Genomic DNA, 23,104 nt, shown 5'->3' on the forward strand with positions numbered 1-23,104 from the left:
CGTCAGCGCGGCCGGCGGAGCACCCGGACGCGGACCATGCCCAGCCGCTCCCCGGGCAGCACGAACAGCCGCTCGTCGCCGTTGAGCAACCGGCCCGGCACCCACGCCCCGTCGACGACGGTGCCCTCCTCGACGGCGTCGACCTCGACCACGGCGTCGTCGGCCGAGAGGTCCAGCGCCAGTCCCTGCCCGACGAGCAGGAACTCGTCGGCACCCTCGGCGAGCACGATGCCGAAGGGCCGGCCGTCGGCGNTGGGCCGGGGACCGGCCGGGGGCGGGCCCTGCACGCCGACGTCCAGCAGCATCTTGTCCAGCAGGGCCCGGGCGTCCCGGGCGACGACGTCGTAGCCGCCGAGGGAGAACCACTGCTCGGTCTGGCCCGCCTCGAGCAGGACGCCGGCGATCCGGTCCTCGGCCTGGGCCGCGGTGATCCGGTCCTCGATCGACCCCAGCAGGGTGCAGGCGTCGCCGAGCTGGCTGCCGGGCCGGACGTCGTCCACCCCGAACACGCAGAACCCCAGCGCCCGGTGGGTGCCCAGCGCCCAGAACAGACTGCCGGTGCGCAGCGCGGACTCCGGGACGAAGAGCGGGTTGTCCGGGCGGTGGTAGTCGGTCATGACCGGCTTGACGTCGGCCCCGTAGAGGTCCGGGCCCAGCAGGTCGATCGCCGGGGCGGCGGCCCGCCACAGGTCCAGCACCCGGCCCACCGGGCCACCGCTGGGGTAGTCGCCGGCCTCGGGCTGACCCGGCTGCGGGCCCAGCCAGGCGTTGGCCAGCGTCGGCAGCGCCGTGACCTCCTTGCCCGCCGCGGCCAGCGCGCCGCAGTAGGAGGCGAAGCCCCAGGCCATGAAGGCCTCGTTGGCCTCCCAGTCGTCGCCGAACACCTCGGCCCAGGTGCCCGTCGTCCGGCGGCCCTGCCGGGCCCACAGGGCGGACAGCTCCGGCCGCAGCGGCGCCTCGTCCTCGCGGGCGAGTCGGGCGAGCAGCTCGGCCGGCACCGGGGCGGACCAGGCCTGCTCGGCCACCGGCGAGCGGTCCCGGCTGTCGCCGAGCAGCCCGACCTCGTTCTCGACCTGCACCATGACGACCCGGTGCCCGCGGTCGACCTCGGCGAGGTGCCGCAGGAACTCCACGTAGGCGCGGCGGTCGGCGGCCAGCAGCTCCGGGCCGAAGACGCTGAGCACCGGCTTGGGCATCCCGCCCGGGGAGGGGAACGCCTGCGACCGGGCGCCGTGCGCCTCGGCCCGCGGGAAGCGCGCGGTGTCCGAGCGGACCCAGGACGGCGCGTAGGTGGACGCCGCGTTCTTGAACGCGCCGAACCAGATCAGCACCAGCCGCAGGTCCAGCTCCTCGGCGGCGGCGACCTGGGCGTCCACCGACGCGAAGTCCAGGGTGCCCTCGACCGGCTCGACCTGGGCCCAGCTGACCGTGCCGATGACCGTCCGGATGCCCTGGGCGGCCAGCCGGGTCATGACCTCGCGCACCCGGTGCGGGTCCGAGGAGGTCGAGTTGTGCAGCTGGCCGCCCAGCAGCAGCGCGGGCCGGCCGTCGACGACGAGCTGCTGCCCGGTGGCGGTGGCGCGCAGGTGGGGGAGTGCTGTGGTCACGGGGTCTCCTCGGTGGTGCGGGTGTCGTGCAGGTCGGTGAGGGCGGCGTGCACCCGGTGCAGCCCGTCGGGGTCGGCGAACATCAGGGCGGTGCGCAGGGTGGAGCCCGCCTCGTAGCGCAGCGCGCCGGCGAAGGCGAGGGCCCGGCCGGGGTCGAAGGCGGCCACCTCGGCGCGCACCAGGGCGAGGGCATCCGGGTCGTCGACCAGGTCGGCGAGGTCGGTGTCCAGGCCGCGCAGCTCGGTCGCGGGCAGCTCGTCGGTCAGGTCGACCTCCCACGCGTGCGCGCCGGAGCCCACCTCGTGCCGGGTGCCGTCGGGCAGCTCGACCTCGGCCGTGGCACCGGGCGGCACCAGAGCGGTGACCCGCACCCGGTCGGCGGTCCGCTCCCAGCCGGCCTCGGCGGGCCCGTACGGCGTCACCTGCCGGGACCCGGCCGAGGTCAGCCCCGGCAGCACGGCGGGGGCCACCCGCAGCCGCGCGAACCCCGGCTCGGCCGCGGACAGCCCGGCCAGGCCGCGGTGCAGCCAGTCGACGACGGCGCCCAGCGCGTAGTGGTTGAACGACGTCATCTCGTGGCCGTTCACCGAGCCGTCGGGCAGCAGCGCGTCCCAGCGCTCCCACACCGTCGTCGCGCCCACGGTGACCGGGTACAGCCAGGACGGCGCCTCGGTCTGCAGCAGCAACCGGGAGGCGGTGTGCAGGTGGCCGGTGGCGCACAGCGCGTCCATGACCAGCGGGGTGCCGACGAAGCCGGTGCCGATCCGGTAGCCGTCCTCCCGCACGATCTCCGCCAGCCGTCGGCCCAGCCGGGCCCGCAGGTCGGGGTCGGTGGCGAGGCCGAACACCAGGGCCATCGCGTAGGTGGTCGGGCCCTCGGACACCATCCGGCCGGCCGGGGTGACGTAGGTGGCCAGGAACGCCGTCCGGGTGCGCTCGGCGAGCGCTGCGTACCGCGCCGCGTCGTCCCGGTGGCCGAGCACGGCGGCGGACCGGGCGACCAGGTCCAGCGAGCGGAACAGGTACGCCGAGGCGACCAGCGACGGGTGGGTGCGGCCCTCGCGGGGGCTGTGGGCGGGCGCCCGCGGGTCCAGCCAGTCGCCGAGCTGGTAGCCCCGCGACCACAGGCCGTCTCCGTCGGCCTGGGCCAGCTCGACGTCCACCCAGGCGCGCATGCTGGCGTACTGGCGGGCGAGCAGCCCGGTGTCGCCGAACCGCTCGTACAGCGTCCACGGGACGACGGTGGCCGCGTCGCCCCACGCCGCGACCACGCCCTCCCGGTCGGACTCCATGGCCGTCGGCACGATGATCGGCACCACCCCGCCGCTGTGCTCCTGCTCGGCGGCCAGGTCGGCCAGCCACGAGGTCAGGAACGCGTCGCAGTCGTGCAGCACCGCGGCGGTGCCGGCGAAGACCTGCAGGTCCCCGGTCCAGCCCAGTCGCTCGTCGCGCTGCGGGCAGTCGGTCGGGATCGACAGGAAGTTGCCCCGCATGCTCCAGACGACGTTCTCGTGCAGCCGCTCCAGCAGCGGCTCCGAGCAGGTGAAGGTGCCGGTGCGGGCCATGTCGGAGTGGCAGACGACCGCGGTGACGGCGGCCGGGTCGAACTCGCCGGGCCAGTCGTCGACCTGCAGGTAGCGGAACCCGTGGAAGGTGAACCGGGGCTCCCACTCCTCGGGCTCGCCGCCGGCGAGGGTGTACCGGTCCACCGAGTACGCGTACCGGAGCTGCCGGGTGGCCAGCTCGCCGTCCTCCAGCACCTCCGCGTGCCGCAGCGTGACGGTGTGCCCGGCCGGCCCCTGCACCCGGATCCGCACCCGGCCGACCAGGTTCTGCCCGAAGTCGACGACGGTGGCCCCGGCCCGCGTGGTCAGCACCGCGACCGCGGCGACCTCCTGCGTGCGCCGGACCGGCTCGGCGGTGGCCGGCACCCGCGCGGCGCCCGGGTCGGCCAGCACCCGCACCGGCGACCAGCCCGGGCCGGTCGTCGTCCGGGACCAGGACGGGGCGTGCCGGGTGGCGTCGAACTCCTCGCCGGCGTAGATCCCCGAGGTCAGCAGCGGTCCGGCGGTGCGGCCGGTCCACGTGCCGTCGGTGCCCACGGTGACCCGGCTGCCGTCGGCCAGGTCGACCTCGAGCTGGGCCAGCAGCGCGGCCGGGCCCGCGTAGGCCCGGGTGGCCCGGCCGAAGAAGCCGTACCGCTCGGTGAACCAGGCGCCGGCCAGCCAGGCCCCGACGACGTTCTCCCCGGCGTGCAGCTGCGCGGTCACGTCGTGGGTGGCCACCAGCACCCGGTCCCGGTAGCTCGTCCAGCCAGGAGCCAGCACCTCGTCGCCGACCACGGTGCCGTTCAGCTCGACCTCGTAGGCGCCCAGCGCGGTGACGTGCAGGCGGGCCCGGACCGGCTCGGCGGGCAGCACGAACCCGCGGCGCAGCTGCCCGGGCCGGTCGTCGGCGGCGTCGGGCAGCGCGACCCAGTCGGCCGACCAGTCCGCTGCGGTCAGCAGCGGCGCCTCGGCCTCGACGGCCGCCGGGGTCGCCCGGACGCCGTCGGACCCGGTGGTGGTCACCTCGAGCCGGACCCGCTCGCGCGGCTGCAGCGGCGGGAACGGCCACGGCACCAGGACGGCGTCCGGGCCGTCGACCACGTGCTCCTGCACGGCGCCGTCCCCGCGGGTGACCAGCAGGTGGGCCGAGGCCTGGGTCCAGCCGGTCGCGGGCGTCGCGGTCCGCCAGGAGACCGGCGGCGCCGCGCCGTCGGTCCAGACCGCCCCGTCCCGACGGCGACCCACGCGCAGGTCTGCCACCCTCGCCGGGGTGGGCGTGCTCGTACCGGGCCGGTCCACGGTGGTCCTCCGGAGGGGGGGGTCTTTTGTCCCTGCGGACCATATGATGCAGCACACGCACAAGCCCCGGAGGAACCACCGTGACGAGCACGTCCCCCTCGCCCCAGGACGCCTTCGTCCACGCCCGGCTCATCAACCTGGTCCGCACCGGGCAGGCGGTGACCCGCCCGGCCCTGGAGGCCGAGAGCGGGCTCAGCCGCAAGGTGGTGGCCCAGCGCGTGCAGCAGGCCATCGACCTGGGCCTGCTCGCCGACGGCGACCTGGCTCCCTCCGGCGGCGGCCGGCCGTCCCGGTCGCTGCGGTTCCGCGCCGAGGCCGGGCACGTGTTCGCCGGAGTCATCGCCCCCACCGAGAGCCGGGTCGCCGTGGCCACCCTGGACGGCACGCTGCTGGCCACCCTGCACCAGGACTGGGATGCCGCGGCCGGCCCCGACGCGACCATGGAGATGCTCGACGGGCTGTTCACCCGGCTGGCCCGCAAGACCCGCAGCGAGCCCTGGGCTTTCGGCATCGGCGTGGCCGGCCCGGTCAAGTTCGGCACCGGCCGGATCGTGGCCCCGCCGATCCTGCCCGGGTGGGACGGCCACAGCGTCCGGTCCTGGCTGCGGGAGCGGCACGACGCCCCGGTCTGGGTGGACAACGACGTCAACCTCATGGCGCTGGCGGAGTGGCACCGCGGCGAGCCGCGGGACGGCCGGGACCTGCTGTACATCCTGATCGACGAGGGGGTCGGCGCCGGGCTGGTCTCCCGCGGTGCGGTCTACCGGGGCGACAGCGGGGCGGCCGGGGACATCGGCCACCTGCAGGTCACCGACGACCCGACGGTGGTCTGCCGGTGCGGCCAGACCGGGTGCCTGGAGGCGCTGTCGGGCGGCTGGAGCCTGGTGCAGCGGGTGGTCGACCGGGTGGCCGAGAGCCCGGCGCTGCAGCGGACCCTGGCCCGGCACGGGCACCTGACCGCCGAGGACGTCGGCATGGCCGCCCGGGCCGGGGACCCGCTGGCCCGCGAGGTCGTCCTGGGCAGCGCCCGGCTGGTCGGGACGACGGTGGCGAACCTGGTCAACTTCGTGAACCCGGGCACCGTCGTCCTGGGCGGCGGCGCCCTGCGGGTCGGGGACGACGTCTTCGACACCTTCGCCGAGACCGTGGGGCGGCGGGTGAGCCGGCTGGCCGGCCAGGACCTCACCGTCCGGCGGGCGTCGCTGGGCTTCCAGGAGGGCGTCACCGGCGCCGCGATGCTGGCCATCGAGCAGCTCTTCGCCCCGGAGAGCCTGGGCCAGTGGCTGGACAACGGGAGCCCGCTGGGGCGGGGAGCGCACCTGCAGCAGGTCGCCGAGGGCTGATGCGGATGTGGTGGTTGACATATGTGCCTACGGCGCTAAAGTCACCCCCACGCCGTGACCCGGCGCACACGCACCACCGTGCTGCACCCCTCGGCACGGTCGCTCCTCCTCCCCGTCAGCGCGGCCACGGCCGCCCGGGACCACCGCCGGTCCCGATGCCCCTGGAGTCCCCATGCGCAGGTCCCTCACCGCGGTCTCGGCCGCCTCGCTGCTCCTCCTCGCCGCGTGCGGCGGGGGCTCGTCCTCCGGGTCGGGGGGTGCCGGGGACGACACGCTGACCCTGGCCGCCATCACCCCGCCCAGCTCGTTCGCCATCGGCGCCATGGCGCAGAGCGGTCCCGAGGACACCTACTACCAGGCCGTCTACGACAAGCTGCTCACCCAGGACGCCGACGGCAAGCCCGTGGCCGACCTGGCCACCGAGTTCTCCTACGACGAGACCAACACGACGCTGAGCCTGACCCTGCGCGAGGGCGTCACCTTCACCGACGGTGCCGCCTTCGACGCCGACGCGGTCAAGGCCAACCTGGACGTCGCCCGCGCCGCCACCGGCGAGGCCGGCACCGCGCTCGGGTCGATCAGCAGCGTCGAGGTCGTCGACGCCACCCACGTCGACCTGGTGCTCAGCCGGCCCGACCCGGGCCTGCTGCAGAGCCTGGCCCGCAGCAGCGGCTACATGGCCAGCCCCGACGCCCTGGACAGCCCCGACCTGGCCACCAACCCGGTCGGCTCCGGCCCGTACGTCTACGACGCCGACGCCAGCACCGCGGGCAGCGACTACACGTTCACCCGCAACGAGGACTACTGGGACGCCGACTCCTACCCCTTCGACACCGTCGAGGTGCAGTACCTCGACGACACCACCGCCGTGCTCAACGGCCTGCGGTCGGGGCAGATCGACGGCTCGACCGCCCAGACCAACGACCTGCAGGAGGGCGCGGAGAGCGCGGACCTGACGGTGACCACCTACACCAGCGGCGGCATCGAGGGCATCTACCTGTGGGACCGCGCGGGCGCCCTGGCCCCGGCCCTGGGTGACGTGCGTGTCCGTCAGGCGATCAACTACGCCATCGACCGCCAGTCGATCGTCGACGTGGTGAAGAACGGTCTGGGCCAGCCCACCGTGCAGGTCTTCGGGCCGGAGTCCGACGGCTACGACGCCTCGCTCGAGGGCACCTACGACTTCGACCTGGACAAGGCCCAGGAGCTCATGGCCGAGGCCGGGTACGCCGACGGCTTCTCGATGACGCTGCCGGACTTCTCGCCGGTCTACCCCGACGAGCAGGCCGCCATGACCGAGGCGTTCGCCTCGATCAACATCGACGTCACCTACGCGCCGATCACCGGTGACCAGGTCGTCGGCAGCATCATCGGTGGCCAGTGGCCGGCGAACTTCTTCACGCTGACCACCGGGTCGCCCTTCGAGATGATCGGCCTCACGCTCACCCAGCAGTCGCCGTTCAACCCGTTCACGAGCAGCGACCCCGCGATCGACGCGCTGGTGCAGCAGGCCGTCACCACGCCCGCCGACCAGCAGGCCGACGTGCTGCAGCAGCTGTCCGACCAGCTGGTCGAGCAGGCCTGGTTCGCCCCCTGGTACGCCCTCGAGGGTGCCTACGTGACCACGGCCGACGTCGAGGTCACGGCCGTCCCCGGGCTCTCGGTCCCGCCGCTGAGCGGCTTCGCCCCGGCCGGTAGCTGATCCACCCCGCGCCCGCGGGGGACACCCCCGCGGGCGCGGGACCACCCATCCACCTGGACCAGGAGGGCAACGATGCTCGGGTTCCTGCTCAAGCGGCTCGGCGCCGGCGTCGTGCTCGTCTGGGTCACCGCCACGGCGACCTTCTTCCTCACCAACGCCACCGGGTCCGATCCCGCCCGGCGGATCGTCGGCGCGCAGGCCGACGCCGCCACCGTCCTGGCCAAGCGCCAGGAGCTCGGGCTGGACCGGCCCGTGCTCGAGCGGTACTGGGACTGGCTGACCAGCGCGGTGCACGGGGACCTGGGGGTCTCCTGGTTCACCAACCAGCCGGTCGGCGGCACCGTCGCCGACGCGCTCCCGATCTCGCTGTCCCTCGTCATCGCCGCGATCGTGCTCACCGCCCTGGTCAGCGTGGTGATCGGCGTGCTGGCCGCGGTGCGCGGCGGCTGGGTCGACTCGGCCCTGCAGGGCGCCTCGATCCTCGCCTTCGCCGTCCCCAACTTCCTGGTCGGCCTGCTGCTCGCCCTGGTCTTCGCCGTGCAGCTCGGTCTCTTCCCGGCCATCGGCTACACCCCGTTCGCCCAGGACCCCGGCCTGTGGGCGGCGTCGATCACGCTGCCGGCCGTCGCGCTGGCCATCGGGGCGACCGCCACCGTGGCCACCCAGACCCGCGGCTCGATGATCGACGTGCTGGGCCAGGACTACGTCCGCACGCTGCGCAGCCGTGGCCTGCCGACCCGCAGCATCCTGCTCAAGCACGCCCTGCGGAACGCCGCGCCGGCCTCGCTCACCGTGCTGTCCCTGCAGTTCATCGCCCTGATCAGCGGCGCGGTCGTGATCGAGAAGGTCTTCGGTCTCAACGGCATCGGCGAGCGGGCGACCTCGGCCGCCAGCCAGGGCGACGTCCCGGTGGTCCTGGGGGTCGTGGTGCTCACCGTCGTGCTGGTCGTCGTCGTCAACCTGCTGGCCGACCTGGCCCTGGGCTGGCTCAACCCGAAGGTGCGCACGGCATGAGCCTCCTCTCCGACGGCGGCCCGGCCGCCGCAGCCGCCCCCTCGTCCTCGGTCGCCCCGACCGCCGTCCCGCCCCGGGCCGGCGTGGCGCGCCGGTTCCTGCGCAAGCCGGTGGCGGTGGCCTCGCTGGTCTGGCTGCTGCTGGTCGCGGTGCTGGCGGCGGCCGCGCCGCTGCTCACCTCGGCGAGCCCCACGGCGTCGTCGATCACCGACGCGCTGGCCCCGTTCGGCGGCGACAGCCCGCTGGGCACCGACGGCCTGGGCCGCGACGTGCTCGCCCAGCTGCTCTACGGCGCCCGCACCAGCCTGGTCGGCGCGCTGATCGTGGTCGTGGTGGCCCTGGTGCTGGGTCTGCCGGCCGGTGTCCTGGCCGGCTACTACCGCGGCCGCTTCGACGCCGCGGCGAGCTGGGTGGCCAACCTGGTGATGGCCCAGCCGGCGATCATCATCCTGCTGGTGGTGCTGGCTCAGTTCGGCCGCAGCACCGAGCTGGCGATGCTGGTCTTCGGCGTCGTCATCGCCCCCGGGGTCTTCCGGCTGGTGCGCGCCTCGATCATCGCCGTCCGCGGCGAGCTGTACGTGGACGCCGCCCGGGTCGCCGGGCTCTCGGACCCGCGGATCATGCGGCGGCACGTGCTGCCGGTCGTGGTGGCCCCGACGATCATCCAGATGTCGCAGGTCCTGGGCATCGCGATCGTGCTGCAGGCCGGCCTGGAGTTCATCGGGCTGGGCTCGGCGAACCAGGCCAGCTGGGGCGGCATGCTCAACGACGCCTTCGCCAAGATCTACGCCGCGCCGAACCTGCTCCTCCTCCCGGGGCTGGCGATCGTCGTCACCGTCACCGCGTGCAGCCTGGTCGGCAACGGCCTGCGCGACGTGCTCGGCGTCGGGGCGACCCCGCCGGTGCGCAAGCGCTCGGCGGTGCGGGCCGCCGGTCCGGTCGTCGAGGACGCCCGGCCGAGCTCGGGGACGACGCCGGCCCCCGACGACGCCCTGCTCCGGGTCGAGGGCCTGCGGGTGGCCTACCCGAAGCCCGACGGCGGCGAGGGCGAGGTCGTGCACGGCGTCTCGCTGACCATCCGCCGCGGCGAGGTGCACGGCCTGGTGGGGGAGTCGGGCTCGGGCAAGAGCCAGACCGCCTTCGCCGTCCTCGGGCTGCTGCCGCCGCAGGCGCACACCTCGGCGACCACGCTGACCTTCGACGGCGGCGACCTGCGGGGCATCTCCCGGCGCGGGATGAACCAGCTGCGCGGCTGGCGGATCGGCTACATCCCGCAGGAGCCGATGAGCAACCTGGACCCCTCCTTCCGGATCGGCTCCCAGCTCACCGAGCCGATGCGGCACCACCTCGGGCTGTCCAAGGCCGACGCGAAGGCCAAGGCGGTCCAGCTGCTGGACCGGGTGGGCATCGTCGACCCGGCGCGGGTCTTCGACAGCTACCCGCACCAGATCTCCGGCGGCATGGCCCAGCGGGTGCTCATCGCCGGTGCGCTGTCCTGCGACCCCGACCTGCTGATCGCCGACGAACCCACCACCGCCCTGGACGTCACCGTGCAGGCCGAGGTGCTCGACCTGATGCGCGACCTGCAGGCCGAGCGCGACCTCGGCGTCCTGCTGGTCACCCACGACTTCGGCGTGGTGGCCGACCTGTGCGACACGGTCACCGTCATGCGCGCCGGGGAGGTCGTGGAGTCCGCGCCGGCCGCCCAGCTGTTCGCCGACCCGCAGCACGACTACACCCGCAGCCTGCTGGCCGCGACCCTCGAGGGCGGCCCCGCGCGGGCGGCCCTGACCACCCCGGCCGGAGGCACCCGATGACCACCCTGACCCCGGCGCCCGAGCAGACCCCGGCGACGACGCCGCTGCTGGAGATCACCGACGTCGTCGTCGAGTACCCGCTGCGCGGTTTCCGGCAGGCGCCGGCCAGGGTGCTGCACGGCATCAGCCTGGACATCCTGCCGGGGGAGACCGTCGGCCTGGTCGGGGAGTCCGGCTCGGGCAAGACGACGCTGGGCCGCGCCGTCCTGGGCCTGGCGCCGGTCACCGGGGGCGAGATCCGGTTCCGCGGCGAGCGCATCTCCGGCATCGGCAAGAAGGCCCGGCGGGCGCTCAGCGAGGACATCCAGGTCGTCTTCCAGGACCCCTACAGCTCCCTGAACCCAGCGATGACCGTCGCGGACATCCTCACCGAGCCGCTGGTGGTGGCCGGGTCGAGCCGATCCGACGCCGACCGCCGGGTGCGCGACCTGCTCGACGAGGTCCACCTGCCCCAGGACGCCGGCCAGCGGCTGCCCCGGGAGTTCTCCGGCGGCCAGCGGCAGCGGATCGCCATCGCCCGCGCGCTGTCCCGGGACCCCGCGGTGATCGTCTGCGACGAGCCGGTCAGCGCGCTGGACCTCAGCACGCAGGCCCGGGTGCTGGACCTGTTCATCGAGATCCAGGAGCGCACCGGCGTCGCGTACCTGTTCATCACCCACGACCTGTCGGTGGTCCGGCACATCAGCCACCGGGTCGCCGTCATGCACCGCGGCGAGCTGGTGGAGACCGGCGACGCCGCCCAGGTGACCAGCGACCCGCGGCACGACTACACCCGCACCCTGCTGCTGGCCGCCGGAGAACTCCCGGGGCAGCCGCTGGCCGGCGTCCTGGGGCAGGTGGACCTCGTCGAGCAGGTCGCGCACCCGGCGGTCGGCGTCGGATCGGCTCGACCCGGCCACCACCAGCGGCTCGGNGTTCAGGACGTGCGGGACCCCGTCGCCGGGGTCCCGCACGTCCTGAACAGCCCCGAGAGGAGACGACCGTGACCGACCGCATCCGTGCCGGCGTCGTCGGCGGTGGCTTCATGGCCACCGTGCACGCCCGGGCGATCGCCCGCAGCGGCGGCGTCCTGGCCGCCGTCGTCGGCTCCACCCCCGAGCGTTCCCGCGCCGCCGCCGACCGGCTCGGTGCCGAGTCCGCCGCCGACGACCTGGACCAGCTGCTGGCCACCGACGTCGACGTCGTCCACGTCTGCACGCCCAACGCCACGCACGCCCCGCTGGTCCGCGCGGTGCTCGCCGCCGGGAAGCACGTGGTCTGCGAGAAGCCGCTGGCCGTGGACCCGGCCGAGGCCGCCGAGCTCACCGCGCTGGCCGCGGCGGCGGGCGTGGTCGCCACCGTGCCGTTCGTCTACCGCTTCTACCCCACGGTGCGCGAGGCCCGCGCCCGCGTCGCCGACGGCCGCACCGGTCCGCTGCGGCTGCTGCACGGGTCCTACCTGCAGGACTGGCTGACCGGCCGCGAGGACGACGACTGGCGGGTCGACCCCGCCGTGGGCGGGCCGTCCCGGGCGTTCGCCGACATCGGCGTGCACTGGTGCGACCTGGTCGAGTTCGTCACCGGACACCGGGTCACCCGCCTGACCGCCCGGCTGCTGCTCGCCGTCCCCGAGCGCGGTGGGCGCCCGGTGCGCACCGAGGACGGTGCGGTCGTGCTGTTCGAGACCGACGGCGGTGCGACCGGGAACCTCACCGTCAGCCAGGTCAGCCCGGGGCGGAAGAACCGGCTGTGGTTCTCCCTGGACGGCGAGCACGAGGGCCTCGCCTTCGACCAGGAGGCCCCCGAGACGCTGTGGGTCGGCGGTCGGGACGCCACCACGCTGCTGGCCCGCGGCACGTCGGCGCACCCCGGCGCGACCCGCTACGACCGGGTACCGGCCGGCCACCCGCAGGGCTACCAGGACTGCTTCGACGCCTTCGTCGCCGACACCTACGCCGCACTCGCCGGGGACGCCCCCGACGGGCTGCCCACCTTCACCGACGGCCTGCGGGCCGCGCACCTCACCGCCGCGGTCCTGGAGTCCGCGCGCACCGACCGCTGGGTCGACGTCACCCCCACCACCGCCGCACCGGCAGGAGCCACCCCATGAGCAGGACCTTCCCCACCAGCGTCGACGTCGTCATCGTGGGCAGCGGCCCGTGCGGCGCCGCCTACGCCCGCGTGCTCAGCGAGCGCGCCCCCCAGGCCACCCTGCTGACCCTCGAGGTCGGCCCGCAGCTGGCCGACCCGCCCGGCGGGCACGTGAAGAACATCCTCGACGAGCAGGCCCGGGCCGCCGCCCAGCGCGCCTCGGAGGGCCCGGCGCCGCTCTCGGCGGACACCCCGACCGACACCATGGACGGCTACGCCGACGAGGCGCCCCGGATGGCCCGCCCCGGCACCTGGCTGCTGCCCTCGGGCTACCGGCAGCCCGGCGAGGACGGCCTGCCCAACGCGGCGATGTCCAGCAACGTCGGCGGCATGGGTGCGCACTGGACCGGCGCCTGCCCGCGGCCCGGCGAGGGCGAGCGGATCGCCTTCCTCGACGACCTCGACGAGCTGCTGACCGAGGGCGAGCGGCTGCTGGCCGTCGACGACCACGCCTTCGACGACGCCCCGTTCGCCGACGAGGTCCGCAAGCGGCTGGCCGACCACCTGGACGCCGACCGGGCCGAGGACCGCCGGGTCGCCCCGATGCCGCTGGCGGTCACCCGGCACGCCGACGGCCGGCTGACCTGGTCGGGCTCCGACGTCGTCTACGGCGACGCCACCCGGGCCAACCCGCGGCACACCCTGCTGCCCGAGGCGCTGGTCACCCGGGTGCTGCTGACCGACGGCCGGGCCTCCGGCGTCCGGGTGCGCGACCTGCAGACCGGGGAGGAGCACGACGTCGCCGCCCGGTACGTCGTGGTCGCCGCGGACAGCCTGCGCACCCCGCAGCTGCTGTGGGCCTCCGGCGTCCGGCCGCACGCGCTGGGCCGGTACCTCAACGACCAGCCCCAGACCGTCTACGCCGTCCGGCTGCGCGACGTCGGGCACGCCGACCAGGAGGACGTCGACCCGCGCGGCCGCAGCTCGATCGTGGCGCAGAGCGGGGTCAGCTGGGTGCCCTACACCGACCAGCACCCCTTCCACGGCCAGGTCATGCAGCTCGACGCCTCCCCGGTGCCGCTGGCCGCCGACGACGTCCCGACCCCGGGCACGATCGTGGGGCTGGGCTGGTTCTGCGCCAAGGACCTGCAGGAGAGCGACCGGCTCGAGTTCGACGAGACCGCGCCCGACCCGTACGGCATGCCCGGCATCCAGGTGCACTACCGGCTCACCGAGGCCGACCACGCCTCGATCGCCGCGGCCACCGCCGCGGTGAAGGAGGTCGCCGCGGCCCTCGGTGACCCGCTGGGCGGCGAGCCGTTCACCTTCGGCCCGGGCGCCTCGCTGCACATCCAGGGCACGGTCCGGATGGGTGAGACCCCCGACGGCACCTCGGTCTGCGGACCCACCTCGGAGGTCTGGGACGTCCCCGGCCTGCACGTCGCCGGCAACGGCGTCATCCCGACCGCCATCGCCTGCAACCCCACCCTGACCTCGGTCGCGCTCGCCGTCGCCGGCGCGCGCTCGATCGCCGGCTCGCTCTCCGAGAGGAACTGACCATGCTCGACCGCTCCGTCATCCAGTCCCGCGGCTTCCGCAACGTCACCGAGGGCGGCCGGGTCACCGGCTTCCGGTTCCAGCTCCGCAACCCCAACTACCGGGGAGTCTCGGGCAGCTTGCTCGACGGCGTCGAGGTCGTCGTGGACGGCGAGCGGGTCCCCGACCACGTGCCGCTGTGGACGCTGCAGGGCCGCACGCTCACCCTGGACGAGCTGCGCGCCTCGACCGACGTCCGCTGGCAGCTCGACGAGCTCGCCACCGTCACCGTGCCGAAGCCCGGTGGCCTCGCCGCGGGGGTGCACCAGCTCGACGTGGTGGTCTTCCTGCGCCGGCCCTACTTCCCGCCGATGGTGAACCGGACGACGTTCACCGCCTCGGCCACCCCGGTGCTGGTCCCGCCGGTGCCCGGCGGCGGGCTGAGGTTCGGCGTCTCCACCTACAGCTACACCGCCGACATCTACACGCTGATGACGCTGGAGGACGTGCTCGCCGACATCGCCGACATGGGGGCCACCGGCGTGGAGATCCTCGGCGAGGGCAACATCCCCGGCTACCCCAGCCCGGACGCCGGCTGGGTGGACCACTGGCACACCCTGCTGGACCGCTACGCCCTGACCGCCACCAACTACGGCTCCTGGGTCGACACCGAGATGTGGCACGACCGCAGCCTCACCGCCGAGGAGGGTGCCGCGCAGATCCAGCAGGACCTGCGGCTGGCCTCCCGCCTGGGCTTCACCTCGGTGCGGCCGAAGTTCGGGGTCACCTCCTGGGACCTGGACCCGCACCCGATCTGGCAGGAGTCCGTCGAGCGGTCGCTGGAGCTGGCCGCCGAGCTCGACGTCGTCATCTGCCCGGAGATCCACGCGCCGACGCCGATCAAGCACCCGGTCACCCAGGCCTACGTGGACTTCATCGAGAGGACCGGCAGCGACCACTTCAAGCTGCTGGTCGACACCGGCATCTTCAACACCGCCCCGGTCCTGGAGCTGTCGGAGGAGATCCAGGTCGACGACGACGAGGAGGTGCCGATGCACCTGCGCCCGCTCGCCGTGCCGATCGCCGACCTGGTCGAGGTGCTGCCGCACGTGCACTTCATCCAGGCCAAGTTCGCCACCGTCGACGACGACCTGCACGACCTGCACGTGCCGTGGCGGGAGATCATCCCGGCGCTGCAGGACGCCGGCTGGTCGGGCTGGCTGTCGAGTGAGTACGAGGGCCGGCGCGAGCCGTACCGCGGTGGAGACCAGGTCCGCCGGTCGCACGCCCTGATGCGCTCGATCGCGGCCGAGCGGGCATGAGCGTCGGCACCCGCCCGGTCATCCCGGGCTTCCACCCCGACCCGAGCGTCTGCGTCGTCGACGGGGAGTACCTGCTGGCCTGCTCGAGCTTCGAGTACGCCCCCGGCGTCCCGCTGTTCCGCTCGGCCGACCTGCGCACCTGGGAGCAGATCGGGCACGTGCTCGACCGCCCCGAGCAGCTCGACGTGCGCGACGCCGGCCCGGCCGGCGGCGTGTTCGCACCGACCCTGCGCCACCACGGCGGCCGGTTCTGGATGGCCACCACCAACTGGACCGACGAGGGCGGCCAGCTGATCAGCTGGGCGACCGACCCGGCCGGGCCCTGGTCGGTGCCCGCCCGGATCCCCGGCGCGGTCGGCATCGACCCCGACCTGGCGTGGGACGACGACGGCACCTGCCTGATGACCTACGCCGGGTTCGGTGCCCTGGGCGGCATCGTGCAGTCGGCGATCGACCCGCTGACCGGCGAGGTGCTGACCCCGCCGCGGCGGATCTGGTCGGGCACCGGGGGCAAGTTCCCCGAGGGCCCGCACCTGTACCGGGTCGGGGAGCACTGGTACCTGCTGATCGCCGAGGGCGGCACCGAGCGCGGGCACGCGGTCACCGTCGCCCGCGGCGACTCCCCGTCCGGGCCGTTCGAGGCCTGCCCGGGCGGGCCGGTGCTGACCCACCGGGGCACCGACCACCCGGTGCAGAACACCGGGCACGCCGACCTGGTGCAGCGCCCCGACGGCAGCTGGGCCATGGTGCTCCACGGCGTGCGGGCCCGCGGCGCCAGCCCCGAGTGGCACGTGCTCGGCCGCGAGACCTTCGCCGTCGAGGTCGACTGGGTCGACGGGTGGCCGGTCGTGGCCGGTGCCATCGACCCGGTCACCCTCCCGGACGCCGTCCTCGTGCGGGAGCTCACCGGGCCGGTGCCCGGGGTGGACTGGGTGGCCGCCGAGCGGTTCCCGGCGGAGCTGACGACCTGGACCGACCGGGGCCTCGTCGTGGGCCCGGGCTTCCTGGGCACCCGGCAGGAGCACCTGTTCTGCGACGTCACCGCCGACCTCGAGGTCACGGGCACCGGGGGGGTGGCCCTGCGCATCGACCCGCGGCACGGCCTGGAGCTGGAGGTGGCCGACGGCCGGGTGTCGGCGGTGTGGGCGGTCGGCGACGTCCGGCACGTGCTCGGGACGCGTGAGCTGCCAGGCGGCGCACAGCTGCGGATCATCACCTCGCCGGGGACCGAGCCACGCCCGTTCTCCACGGGTCTGGGCCCGGACCGGGTCACCGCGGGCGTCGTCGTCGACGGGGCGTTCGAGGCCCTGGGATCGGTGGACGGCCGCTACCTCTCCACCGAGGTCGCCGGCGGCATGACCGGCCGGCTGGCCGGGATCACCTGCACCGACGGCAGCGTGCTGGTGCACGCCCTGCGGTACCGCGGCTCGGACTCCGCGGCCGCGCTCGACGCCGGGGCCCTGGCCGGCCGATGAGCGGCCGGACGCGGTGGGGGATCGTCGGCACCGGCGGCATCAGCCGGGCCACCGTCGGCGACCTCCACCTGGCGGAGGACCTGGACCTCGTGGCCGTGGCCTCCCGCCACGAGCAGACCGCGGCCGCGTTCGCGGCCGCCCACGAGGTCCCGCGCTGGTACGGCGACGTCGACGCGCTCCTCGCCGCCGACGACGTCGACGTCGTCTACCTCTGCACCCCGATCGGCACCCACGCCGACCTCGCCCGCCGGGCGCTGCTGGCCGGCAAGCACGTCCTCGTGGAGAAGGCGCTCGCCAGCACGGCCGACGAGGCACGGTCGCTGGCGGCGCTCGCCGCCGAGCAGGGCCGCTTCCTGATGGAGGCCATGTGGATGCGCTTCAACCCCGCCGTGCGGCGGGTGCTCGCCGACGTCGCCGACGGCCGGATCGGCGAGGTGCGCTCGGTCCGGGCGAGCTTCGGGTTCCCGCCGCCGCCCGGCACGGCCCCCTGGCAGCCCGGCGGCGGGGGGGCGCTGCTGGACATGGGCGTCTACCCGCTGACCCTGGCGCACCTGCTGTTCGGCGTCCCGACGGCCGTCGAGGCGACCGGTGAGGTGCGCGCGGACGGCGTCGACCTGACGGCGTCGGTGTTCCTCCGCTACGGCGACGACCGGTTCGCCGCGCTGCTGACCAGCCTGCGCAGCGTCGTCGGGGCGGGCGCGGACATCGGCGGGACGGACGGGGCCATCACCCTGGACGCGCCGTTCTTCGCCACGGGCTCGCTCAGCGTGCTGTCTGCGTCGTCCCGGCGCCCTGACCGCGTCGAGCTGCCGCTGGAGGGCAACGGCTACGTGCCCATGTTCCGCGCGGTCGCCGAGGCCGTCGCCGACGGACTGCTCGAGCACGCCGACCGGCCGCTGCGGGACACGATCGCCGTGCTGGACACGATCGACCTGGTGCGCGCCCGGTTGCTCGCCGCGGCTCAGGTCTGACGGGCGTCGGCCTCCAGCACGTCCTGCGCGGAGACGACGACCAGCGGGTCCGGCGTGCCGACCACGGCCTCGTCCCGGCCGGCGTAGGGCATGACGGACAGCACGTGCCGCATGGCCTCCAGCCGGGCCCGCTTCTTGTCGTTGCTGCGGACCACCGTCCACGGCGCGTGGTCGGTGTCGGTGGCCGCGAACACCGCCTCCTTGGCCCGGGTGTAGTCCTCCCACCGGTCCAGGCTGGCCAGGTCGGTGGGGGACAGCTTCCACTGCCGGACCGGGTCGATCTGCCGGACGACGAACCGGGTGCGCTGCTCGCCGCGGGACACCGAGAACCACAGCTTGACCAGCCGGATCCCGCTGTCGACCAGCATCCGCTCGAACTCCGGCGCCTGCCGGCAGAACAGCGCGTACTCCTCGTCGGTGCAGTAGCCCATCACCCGTTCGACGCCGCCGCGGTTGTACCAGGACCGGTCCAGCAGCACGATCTCGCCGGCCGCGGGCAGGTGGGCGACGTAGCGCTGGAAGTACCACTGGGTGCGCTCGCGCTCGGTGGGCTTGTCCAGGGCGACCACCCGGGCCCCGCGCGGGTTGAGGTGCTCGGCGAACCGCTTGATGGTGCCGCCCTTGCCCGCGGCGTCCCGGCCCTCGAAGACCACGACGACGCGCTGGCCGGTGTCCTTGACCCAGCCCTGCAGCTTGAGCAACTCGATCTGCAGCCGGCGCTTCTCGATCTCGTACTCCCGGCGGCCCAGCCGGGTGTCGTACGGGTAGTCCTCGCGCCAGGTCTGCACCAGGGTGCCGTCGGGGGCGAGCAGCTCCCGGTCGTCGTCCCAGTCCTCGTCGGAGTGCTCGTCGGGCAGCGGGGCCAGCCGCCACTGCGCCAGGTCGTCCAGCTGCTCGCGCTGCTCGGGGTCGGCGACGTAGCGGGGGGCGCCGGGCGGGCTGCCGATCGGGGTCANGGCCGCCACCCGGGTGGACGGCGGGTGGACGGCGGGTGACCGGCAGCCCGCCGGCGCTGGGGGGTGCGCCACACCACCGGTGGGCCACGCGTTGTTCGCCGACCGGTCAGCGGTCCACCCCCGGGTGGCGGCCCGGGCCGTGCAGCGTCGCCGGGCGTGCACCCCCGACCCCCGAGGAGACGGTCATGCGCCTGGTCACCGGCACGCGCCCGACGGAACCCGGCCCGCAGGTGCTCGTGGTGTCTGCGGGGGTCGGGGCCGGCCACGACGCCGCTGCTGCCGAGCTGGCCCTACGCCTGCGGCTGGCCGGTGCCGCAGTGCAGGTGCGCGACCTCCTGACCGCGCTGCCCAGGCCGCTGCGCCGGGTCGTCGGCGACGCCTACGGCCCGTGCGTGAACCGGGCACCGGCCGCCTTCGACCTCCTCGTGCGGGGGCTGGAGCGCGACGGCCTGCTGCGCCGGGCCGCCGGCGCCACCGCCTCCGCGGCCCGCCCCGCCGTGCAGGCCTGGCTGCGGGGGACCGCGCCGGACCTCGTCGTCTCCACCCACCCGCTGGGCTCCCAGACGCTGGGGGACCTGCGGGCGGCCGGGGACCTCGGCGTCCCGGTGCTCACCTACCTGACCGACCCGGCCGTGCACCGCACCTGGCTGCACCCGGCCGTCGACGCCCACCTGACCGTCACCGCGGCCACCGCCCGGCACGGCGAGGCCCGGTACGGCGTGCCGATGACCGTCGCCGGCCCGCTCGTCCCGGCCCGCTTCGCCCGCCCGGTGCCGGCCGCGACGGTCCGGCGGCTGCGCGCAGAGCTGGGCCTGGGCGGCCGGGACCCGGTCGCGCTGGTCGTCGCCGGCTCGCTCGCGCTGGGCGACGTGGCGCGGACGGCGGTCGACCTGCTGGCGGTCGGGGCGACGCCGGTGGTGCTGTGCGGCCGCGACGGGGGCCGCCGGGCACGGCTGGCCGGGGTCCCGGGTGCGGTGGCCCTGGGCTGGCGGGACGACGTCCCGGAGCTCATGGCGGTGGCCGACCTGCTGGTGCACAACGCGGGCGGCATGTCCTGCACCGAGGCCCTGGTCACCGGGCTGCCGATGGTGACCCACCGGCCCATCCCCGGGCACGGCCGCGCGAACGCCGCGGTGCTGGCCGCCGCCGGCCTGGCCCCCTGGACGGTCGACCGGGCGGGGCTCGCGGCCGCGGTGGCCGCGCAGGTGGCCCGGCCACGGGTCCGCCCGGCGCACCCGGACCCGGCGGCCCTGGTGCTCGGCCGGCTGGGCCGACCGGCGCCCGCGGTGGCCGCCTGACCCCGGTTCAGCGGCGGCGCGGGGCGGTCGCCGTCCCCGCGACGACGCCGAGCAGCAGCAGGCCGACCACCGGCGCCCCGGCTCCCCAGGGCGCGCGCTCCAGGTAGGGCAGGCCCTCGGCGAGCATCGCGCCCCACTCCGGGGAGTCGGTGGCCGCGCCCAGCCCGAGGAAGCTCAGCGCCGCCAGGTTCAGCGACACGATCGGCACCCGGGCCGCGGCGTGCCGGGCCAGCGGGCCGACGACGGCGGGCAGCACGTGCGCCGCCAGCACCTGCCGGCGGCCGGCGCCGCACAGCACCGCGGCCCGCACCGGCGCCGCGGCCAGCCCCTGCACCACCAGGGCCCGGCCGTGCACGGCCAGCGGCACCCACGCCACGGCCAGCACCGCGGCGGCCGCGGGCAGCAGACCCGGGCCGGTGACCGCCACCAGCACCACGCCGACCAGCACCGCGGGCAGCGCGTTGAGCACGTCGGGCACGCCCGGCCGGGTGTCCCGGGCGGTCGCGGCCACGGCCAGCCCGACCACCGCGGCCACCGCGGTGAGCGCCAGGCCGGTGCCGACGGTGAGCAGCGCGCCCTCGGCGAACCGGGCCAGCACGTCGCGGCCGACCGCGTCGGCGCCCAGCGGGTGCCGCGCCGACGGTGTCGCCAGCCGGTCGGCCAGCACGACGCCGCCCCCGCCGCGCACCAGCCCGACCAGCACCACCGCGCCGAGCAGCCCGGCGGCCACCAGCGGGACGGCGGTCCGGCGCGCGGGCGCCGGCACCGGCTGCACCAGCTCCCCGCCGCCCAGCAGCGGGCGCAGCAGCAGGCGGTGGGCGGCACCGCCGAGCAGGCCGAGCAGCAGGCCGGCCAGCACCAGGGCCAGCACGCAGCCCTGCAGCAGCGGCAGGTCCAGCGCCAGCACGGCCCGCAGCGCCGTCCGGCCGGCCCCGGGGATCGCGAACAGCTGCTCGACGGCGACCGAGGACCCCAGCAGCCCGACCGCCAGCAGGGCCAGCTGGGGTGCGGCCACGGCCGCGGCGCGGCGGAGCACGGAGCGGGTCACCGCGGCCGGCGCCGCCCCGTTCACCCGGGCGGTGCGCACCCACGGCTCGGCCAGCGCGCCGGCGACGGTCGCGCCCAGCACCCGCGCGAGCAGTCCGCCCGCGGGCAACCCCAGGGCCAGCGCGGGCAGCACGACCTGGTCCGGCGCGCCCCAGCCGGAGGTGGGCACCCAGCGCAGCTGCACCCCGACCACGCCCAGCAGCACGACGGCCAGCACGACCTCGGGCACCGCGGCCAGCACGGTCGGCAACCCGCCGGCCCAGGGCCCCGGCGGCCGGCGGCGGCGGACGGCGCGGGCGGTGGCCGGCACCAGCAGCAGCCCGGCGACCAGCACCGCCACGACCACCGCGGCGGCGGCCAGCTCGGCGGACACCCCGATCGCCCGGAGCACCTCCGGCGCGACCGGCCGGCGGTCCACCCAGCTCACCCCGAGGTCGCCGCGCACCGCGCCGGACAGCCACCGCCACGCCCCGCTGACCGGGCCGTCGGGCAGGTCCAGGTCGGCGCGCAGGGCCTCGACCACGGCGGGGTCCCGGGTCCGCTCGGCGTACAGCGCCCGGAACACGGTGACCGCCGGGTCCTCCCCGCGCAACCAGGGCAGCGCAGCCAGCGCCAGCACCACGGCCAGCGCCGTGCCGACCACGGCGCCCGCGCTGCGCAGAGCCCTCACGACGGCAGCCGCAGCACGGCGGCCAGCAGCTCCCGGGTCGCCGGCGCGGCCGGGTCGGCCAGCACGTCGGCCACCGGCCCGTGCTCGACCAGCCGCCCGTGCGCGAGGACGGCGACGTCCCCGTGCAGCGCGGCGGCCACGGCCAGGTCGTGGGTGACCAGCAGCAGCTGGGTGCCCAGGCCGGTGAGCAGCTCGAGGAGGCGGGCGCGCAGCACGGCGTCCGCGCCCGACAGCAGCTCGTCGGCGACCAGCAGCTGCGGCCGGTGCGCCAGCGCGCGGGCCAGCGCGATCCGCTGCCGCTGGCCGCCGGAGAAGGCGTCGGGACGGCGGTCGGCGGCGTCCGGGTCCACGCCGACCGCGGCCAGCACCTCCCGCACCCGGGCCGGGTGGTCGCCGGTCACCTGCAGCAGCCGCAGCGGCTCGGCCACCGACCGGCCCACCGGCCAGCGGGGGTCCAGCGAGCTGCCGGCGTCCTGGGCGACCACGCCGACGGCCTGCCGCAGCCAGCGCAGGGACCGCGCCGGGCCGGGGTGCACCGGGCGGTCCAGCACCCGGACCGTGCCGGCGTCGGGTGCCTCCAGGCCGAGCAGCAGCCGCAGCAGCGTCGTCTTGCCGGCACCCGAGCTGCCGACCAGGGCCAGGTGCCGGCCGGTCGGCACGGCGAGGTCGACGCCGTCCAGCGCCCGGACCCCGGGGTACCCGCGCACCAGCCCGCGCAGCTCGATCACGCGAGCTCCCCGGCCCGCGCGGCGGCGACGAGGTCCCGGGTCAGCGGGTGCCGGGGGTCGGCGAGCAGGTCCGCCGGGCGGCCCTCCTCGACCACGACGCCGTCCTCGAGCACCAGCACCCGGGTGCACAGCCGGGCCACCACGGCCAGGTCGTGGCTGACCAGCACCAGCGCCGGGGCGAGCGCGTCCAGCAGGTCCAGCACGGCGGCCTGGCCCACGGTGTCCAGCGCGGTGGTCGGCTCGTCGGCGACCAGCAGCCGCGGGTCGCCGGCCAGCGCCAGGGCCAGCGCGACCCGCTGCCGCTGCCCGCCGGACAGCGTCGCGGGCCACGCGCGGAGGGTGCCCGGCGGCAGGCCGAGCCGGTCCAGCACACCGGCCGCGTGCTCCCGGGCGGCGGCGCGGGACAGCCCGCGCAGCCGGCGCAGCGGCCCGGTCAGCTGGGCGCCGACCCTGGCGAGGGGGTCCAGGGCGGTGGCGCCGTCCTGGAACACCGCGCCGGCCCGGCCGGCCACCTGCACCGAGCCGGTGGTGGTCAGCCCGGCCGGGAGCTCGTCGAGCAGCGCGGCCACCAGCAGGGACTTGCCCGAGCCCGAGGCACCCACCAGCCCGACCCGCTCGCCGTCGGCCACCGCCAGGTCGACGGGGCCGGCCAGCCGGCGGTCGCCGGCCGCGACCGTGAGCCCGCTGACCCGGGCGACCACG

The 23,104-nt window shown here is 75.9% G+C and carries 17 protein-coding genes; 11 read left to right on the forward strand and 6 right to left on the reverse strand.

All coding sequences use genetic code 11. The annotated features are described in order from the left end of the window. Window positions 1–2: 2 nt before the first annotated feature. A complete protein-coding gene (locus LFA75_RS20965) occupies window positions 3–1,607 on the reverse strand; it encodes a GH35 family beta-galactosidase (RefSeq protein WP_225235521.1) in 1,605 nt (534 codons plus the stop codon). Beyond that, window positions 1,604–4,414, reverse strand: coding sequence for an alpha-L-rhamnosidase (locus tag LFA75_RS20970; protein ID WP_225235522.1), 2,811 nt, complete (start codon window positions 4,412–4,414; stop codon window positions 1,604–1,606). The genes LFA75_RS20965 and LFA75_RS20970 overlap by 4 nt, the downstream gene beginning before the upstream one ends. Before the next feature lie 119 nt (window positions 4,415–4,533). Here LFA75_RS20970 and LFA75_RS20975 point away from each other — a divergent pair, with 119 nt between their 5' ends. The 10 genes from LFA75_RS20975 (at window position 4,534) to LFA75_RS21020 (ending at window position 17,703) form a co-directional block, all read left to right on the forward strand. Then, window positions 4,534–5,796 (forward strand): ROK family protein, encoded by a 1,263-nt coding sequence (locus LFA75_RS20975; RefSeq protein WP_225235523.1) that lies wholly within the window; start codon window positions 4,534–4,536, stop codon window positions 5,794–5,796. A gap of 172 nt (window positions 5,797–5,968) precedes the next feature. Continuing rightward, entirely contained in the window at window positions 5,969–7,498 is a 1,530-nt protein-coding gene (locus LFA75_RS20980) for an ABC transporter substrate-binding protein (RefSeq protein ID WP_225235524.1), read from the forward strand. Between the two features lie 72 nt (window positions 7,499–7,570). After that, window positions 7,571–8,512, forward strand: coding sequence for an ABC transporter permease (locus tag LFA75_RS20985; RefSeq protein ID WP_225235525.1), 942 nt, complete (start codon window positions 7,571–7,573; stop codon window positions 8,510–8,512). Further along, the gene (locus LFA75_RS20990) at window positions 8,509–10,329 is read left to right on the forward strand and encodes a dipeptide/oligopeptide/nickel ABC transporter permease/ATP-binding protein (protein WP_225235526.1); all 1,821 of its coding nucleotides are present in this window, start codon (window positions 8,509–8,511) and stop codon (window positions 10,327–10,329) included. Before LFA75_RS20985 ends, LFA75_RS20990 begins: the two co-directional genes overlap by 4 nt. Then, on the forward strand, window positions 10,326–11,315 hold the full coding sequence (locus tag LFA75_RS20995) for an ATP-binding cassette domain-containing protein (protein WP_225235527.1): 990 nt from the start codon (window positions 10,326–10,328) through the stop codon (window positions 11,313–11,315). The genes LFA75_RS20990 and LFA75_RS20995 overlap by 4 nt, the downstream gene beginning before the upstream one ends. Then, on the forward strand, window positions 11,312–12,418 hold the full coding sequence (locus tag LFA75_RS21000) for a Gfo/Idh/MocA family protein (protein ID WP_225235528.1): 1,107 nt from the start codon (window positions 11,312–11,314) through the stop codon (window positions 12,416–12,418). The genes LFA75_RS20995 and LFA75_RS21000 overlap by 4 nt, the downstream gene beginning before the upstream one ends. Then, window positions 12,415–13,956, forward strand: coding sequence for a GMC oxidoreductase (locus LFA75_RS21005; protein WP_225235529.1), 1,542 nt, complete (start codon window positions 12,415–12,417; stop codon window positions 13,954–13,956). Before LFA75_RS21000 ends, LFA75_RS21005 begins: the two co-directional genes overlap by 4 nt. Window positions 13,957–13,958: 2 nt before the next feature. Beyond that, complete coding sequence (locus LFA75_RS21010; protein ID WP_225235530.1) at window positions 13,959–15,257, forward strand: C-glycoside deglycosidase beta subunit domain-containing protein; 1,299 nt, start codon at window positions 13,959–13,961, stop codon at window positions 15,255–15,257. Further along, entirely contained in the window at window positions 15,254–16,732 is a 1,479-nt protein-coding gene (locus LFA75_RS21015) for a glycoside hydrolase family 43 protein (RefSeq protein ID WP_225235531.1), read from the forward strand. Before LFA75_RS21010 ends, LFA75_RS21015 begins: the two co-directional genes overlap by 4 nt. Then, window positions 16,729–17,703: a Gfo/Idh/MocA family protein gene (locus LFA75_RS21020; protein WP_225235532.1), complete on the forward strand. Its 975-nt coding sequence runs from the start codon at window positions 16,729–16,731 to the stop codon at window positions 17,701–17,703. The genes LFA75_RS21015 and LFA75_RS21020 overlap by 4 nt, the downstream gene beginning before the upstream one ends. Here the strand turns inward: LFA75_RS21020 and ppk2 are convergent. Next, a complete protein-coding gene (ppk2, locus tag LFA75_RS21025; RefSeq protein ID WP_455428466.1) occupies window positions 17,694–18,821 on the reverse strand; it encodes a polyphosphate kinase 2 in 1,128 nt (375 codons plus the stop codon). The genes LFA75_RS21020 and ppk2 overlap by 10 nt on opposite strands. 23 nt (window positions 18,822–18,844) lie before the next feature. Between ppk2 and LFA75_RS21030 the strand changes: the two genes are divergently transcribed. Then, a complete protein-coding gene (locus LFA75_RS21030; protein WP_225235534.1) occupies window positions 18,845–19,957 on the forward strand; it encodes an MGDG synthase family glycosyltransferase in 1,113 nt (370 codons plus the stop codon). A 7-nt stretch (window positions 19,958–19,964) separates the two neighbouring features. Here the strand turns inward: LFA75_RS21030 and LFA75_RS21035 are convergent, their stop codons facing one another. From LFA75_RS21035 to LFA75_RS21045, 3 genes are read right to left on the reverse strand one after another with little or no spacing between them, the layout of a single operon-like run. Further along, on the reverse strand, window positions 19,965–21,674 hold the full coding sequence (locus tag LFA75_RS21035; protein WP_225235535.1) for an ABC transporter permease subunit: 1,710 nt from the start codon (window positions 21,672–21,674) through the stop codon (window positions 19,965–19,967). Then, window positions 21,671–22,402: an ATP-binding cassette domain-containing protein gene (locus tag LFA75_RS21040; RefSeq protein WP_225235536.1), complete on the reverse strand. Its 732-nt coding sequence runs from the start codon at window positions 22,400–22,402 to the stop codon at window positions 21,671–21,673. The genes LFA75_RS21035 and LFA75_RS21040 overlap by 4 nt, the downstream gene beginning before the upstream one ends. Continuing rightward, window positions 22,399–23,103: an ATP-binding cassette domain-containing protein gene (locus LFA75_RS21045; protein WP_225235537.1), complete on the reverse strand. Its 705-nt coding sequence runs from the start codon at window positions 23,101–23,103 to the stop codon at window positions 22,399–22,401. Before LFA75_RS21045 ends, LFA75_RS21040 begins: the two co-directional genes overlap by 4 nt. Window position 23,104: the final 1 nt, after the last annotated feature.

It is taken from the genome of Klenkia terrae (genome assembly GCF_900491935.1).
In the GTDB taxonomy this organism is placed as follows: Bacteria; Actinomycetota; Actinomycetes; order Mycobacteriales; family Geodermatophilaceae; genus Klenkia; species Klenkia terrae.

Excerpts from the sequence above, each read along its gene's own strand:
- LFA75_RS20980 (WP_225235524.1), top strand. The coding sequence starts at position 5,969 with ATGCGCAGGTCCCTCACCGCGGTCTCGGCCGCCTCGCTGCTCCTCCTC.
- LFA75_RS20985 (WP_225235525.1), top strand. The coding sequence starts at position 7,571 with ATGCTCGGGTTCCTGCTCAAGCGGCTCGGCGCCGGCGTCGTGCTCGTC.
- LFA75_RS20990 (WP_225235526.1), top strand. The coding sequence starts at position 8,509 with ATGAGCCTCCTCTCCGACGGCGGCCCGGCCGCCGCAGCCGCCCCCTCG.
- LFA75_RS21005 (WP_225235529.1), top strand. The coding sequence starts at position 12,415 with ATGAGCAGGACCTTCCCCACCAGCGTCGACGTCGTCATCGTGGGCAGC.
- LFA75_RS21010 (WP_225235530.1), top strand. The coding sequence starts at position 13,959 with ATGCTCGACCGCTCCGTCATCCAGTCCCGCGGCTTCCGCAACGTCACC.
- LFA75_RS21015 (WP_225235531.1), top strand. The coding sequence starts at position 15,254 with ATGAGCGTCGGCACCCGCCCGGTCATCCCGGGCTTCCACCCCGACCCG.
- LFA75_RS21020 (WP_225235532.1), top strand. The coding sequence starts at position 16,729 with ATGAGCGGCCGGACGCGGTGGGGGATCGTCGGCACCGGCGGCATCAGC.
- LFA75_RS21030 (WP_225235534.1), top strand. The coding sequence starts at position 18,845 with ATGCGCCTGGTCACCGGCACGCGCCCGACGGAACCCGGCCCGCAGGTG.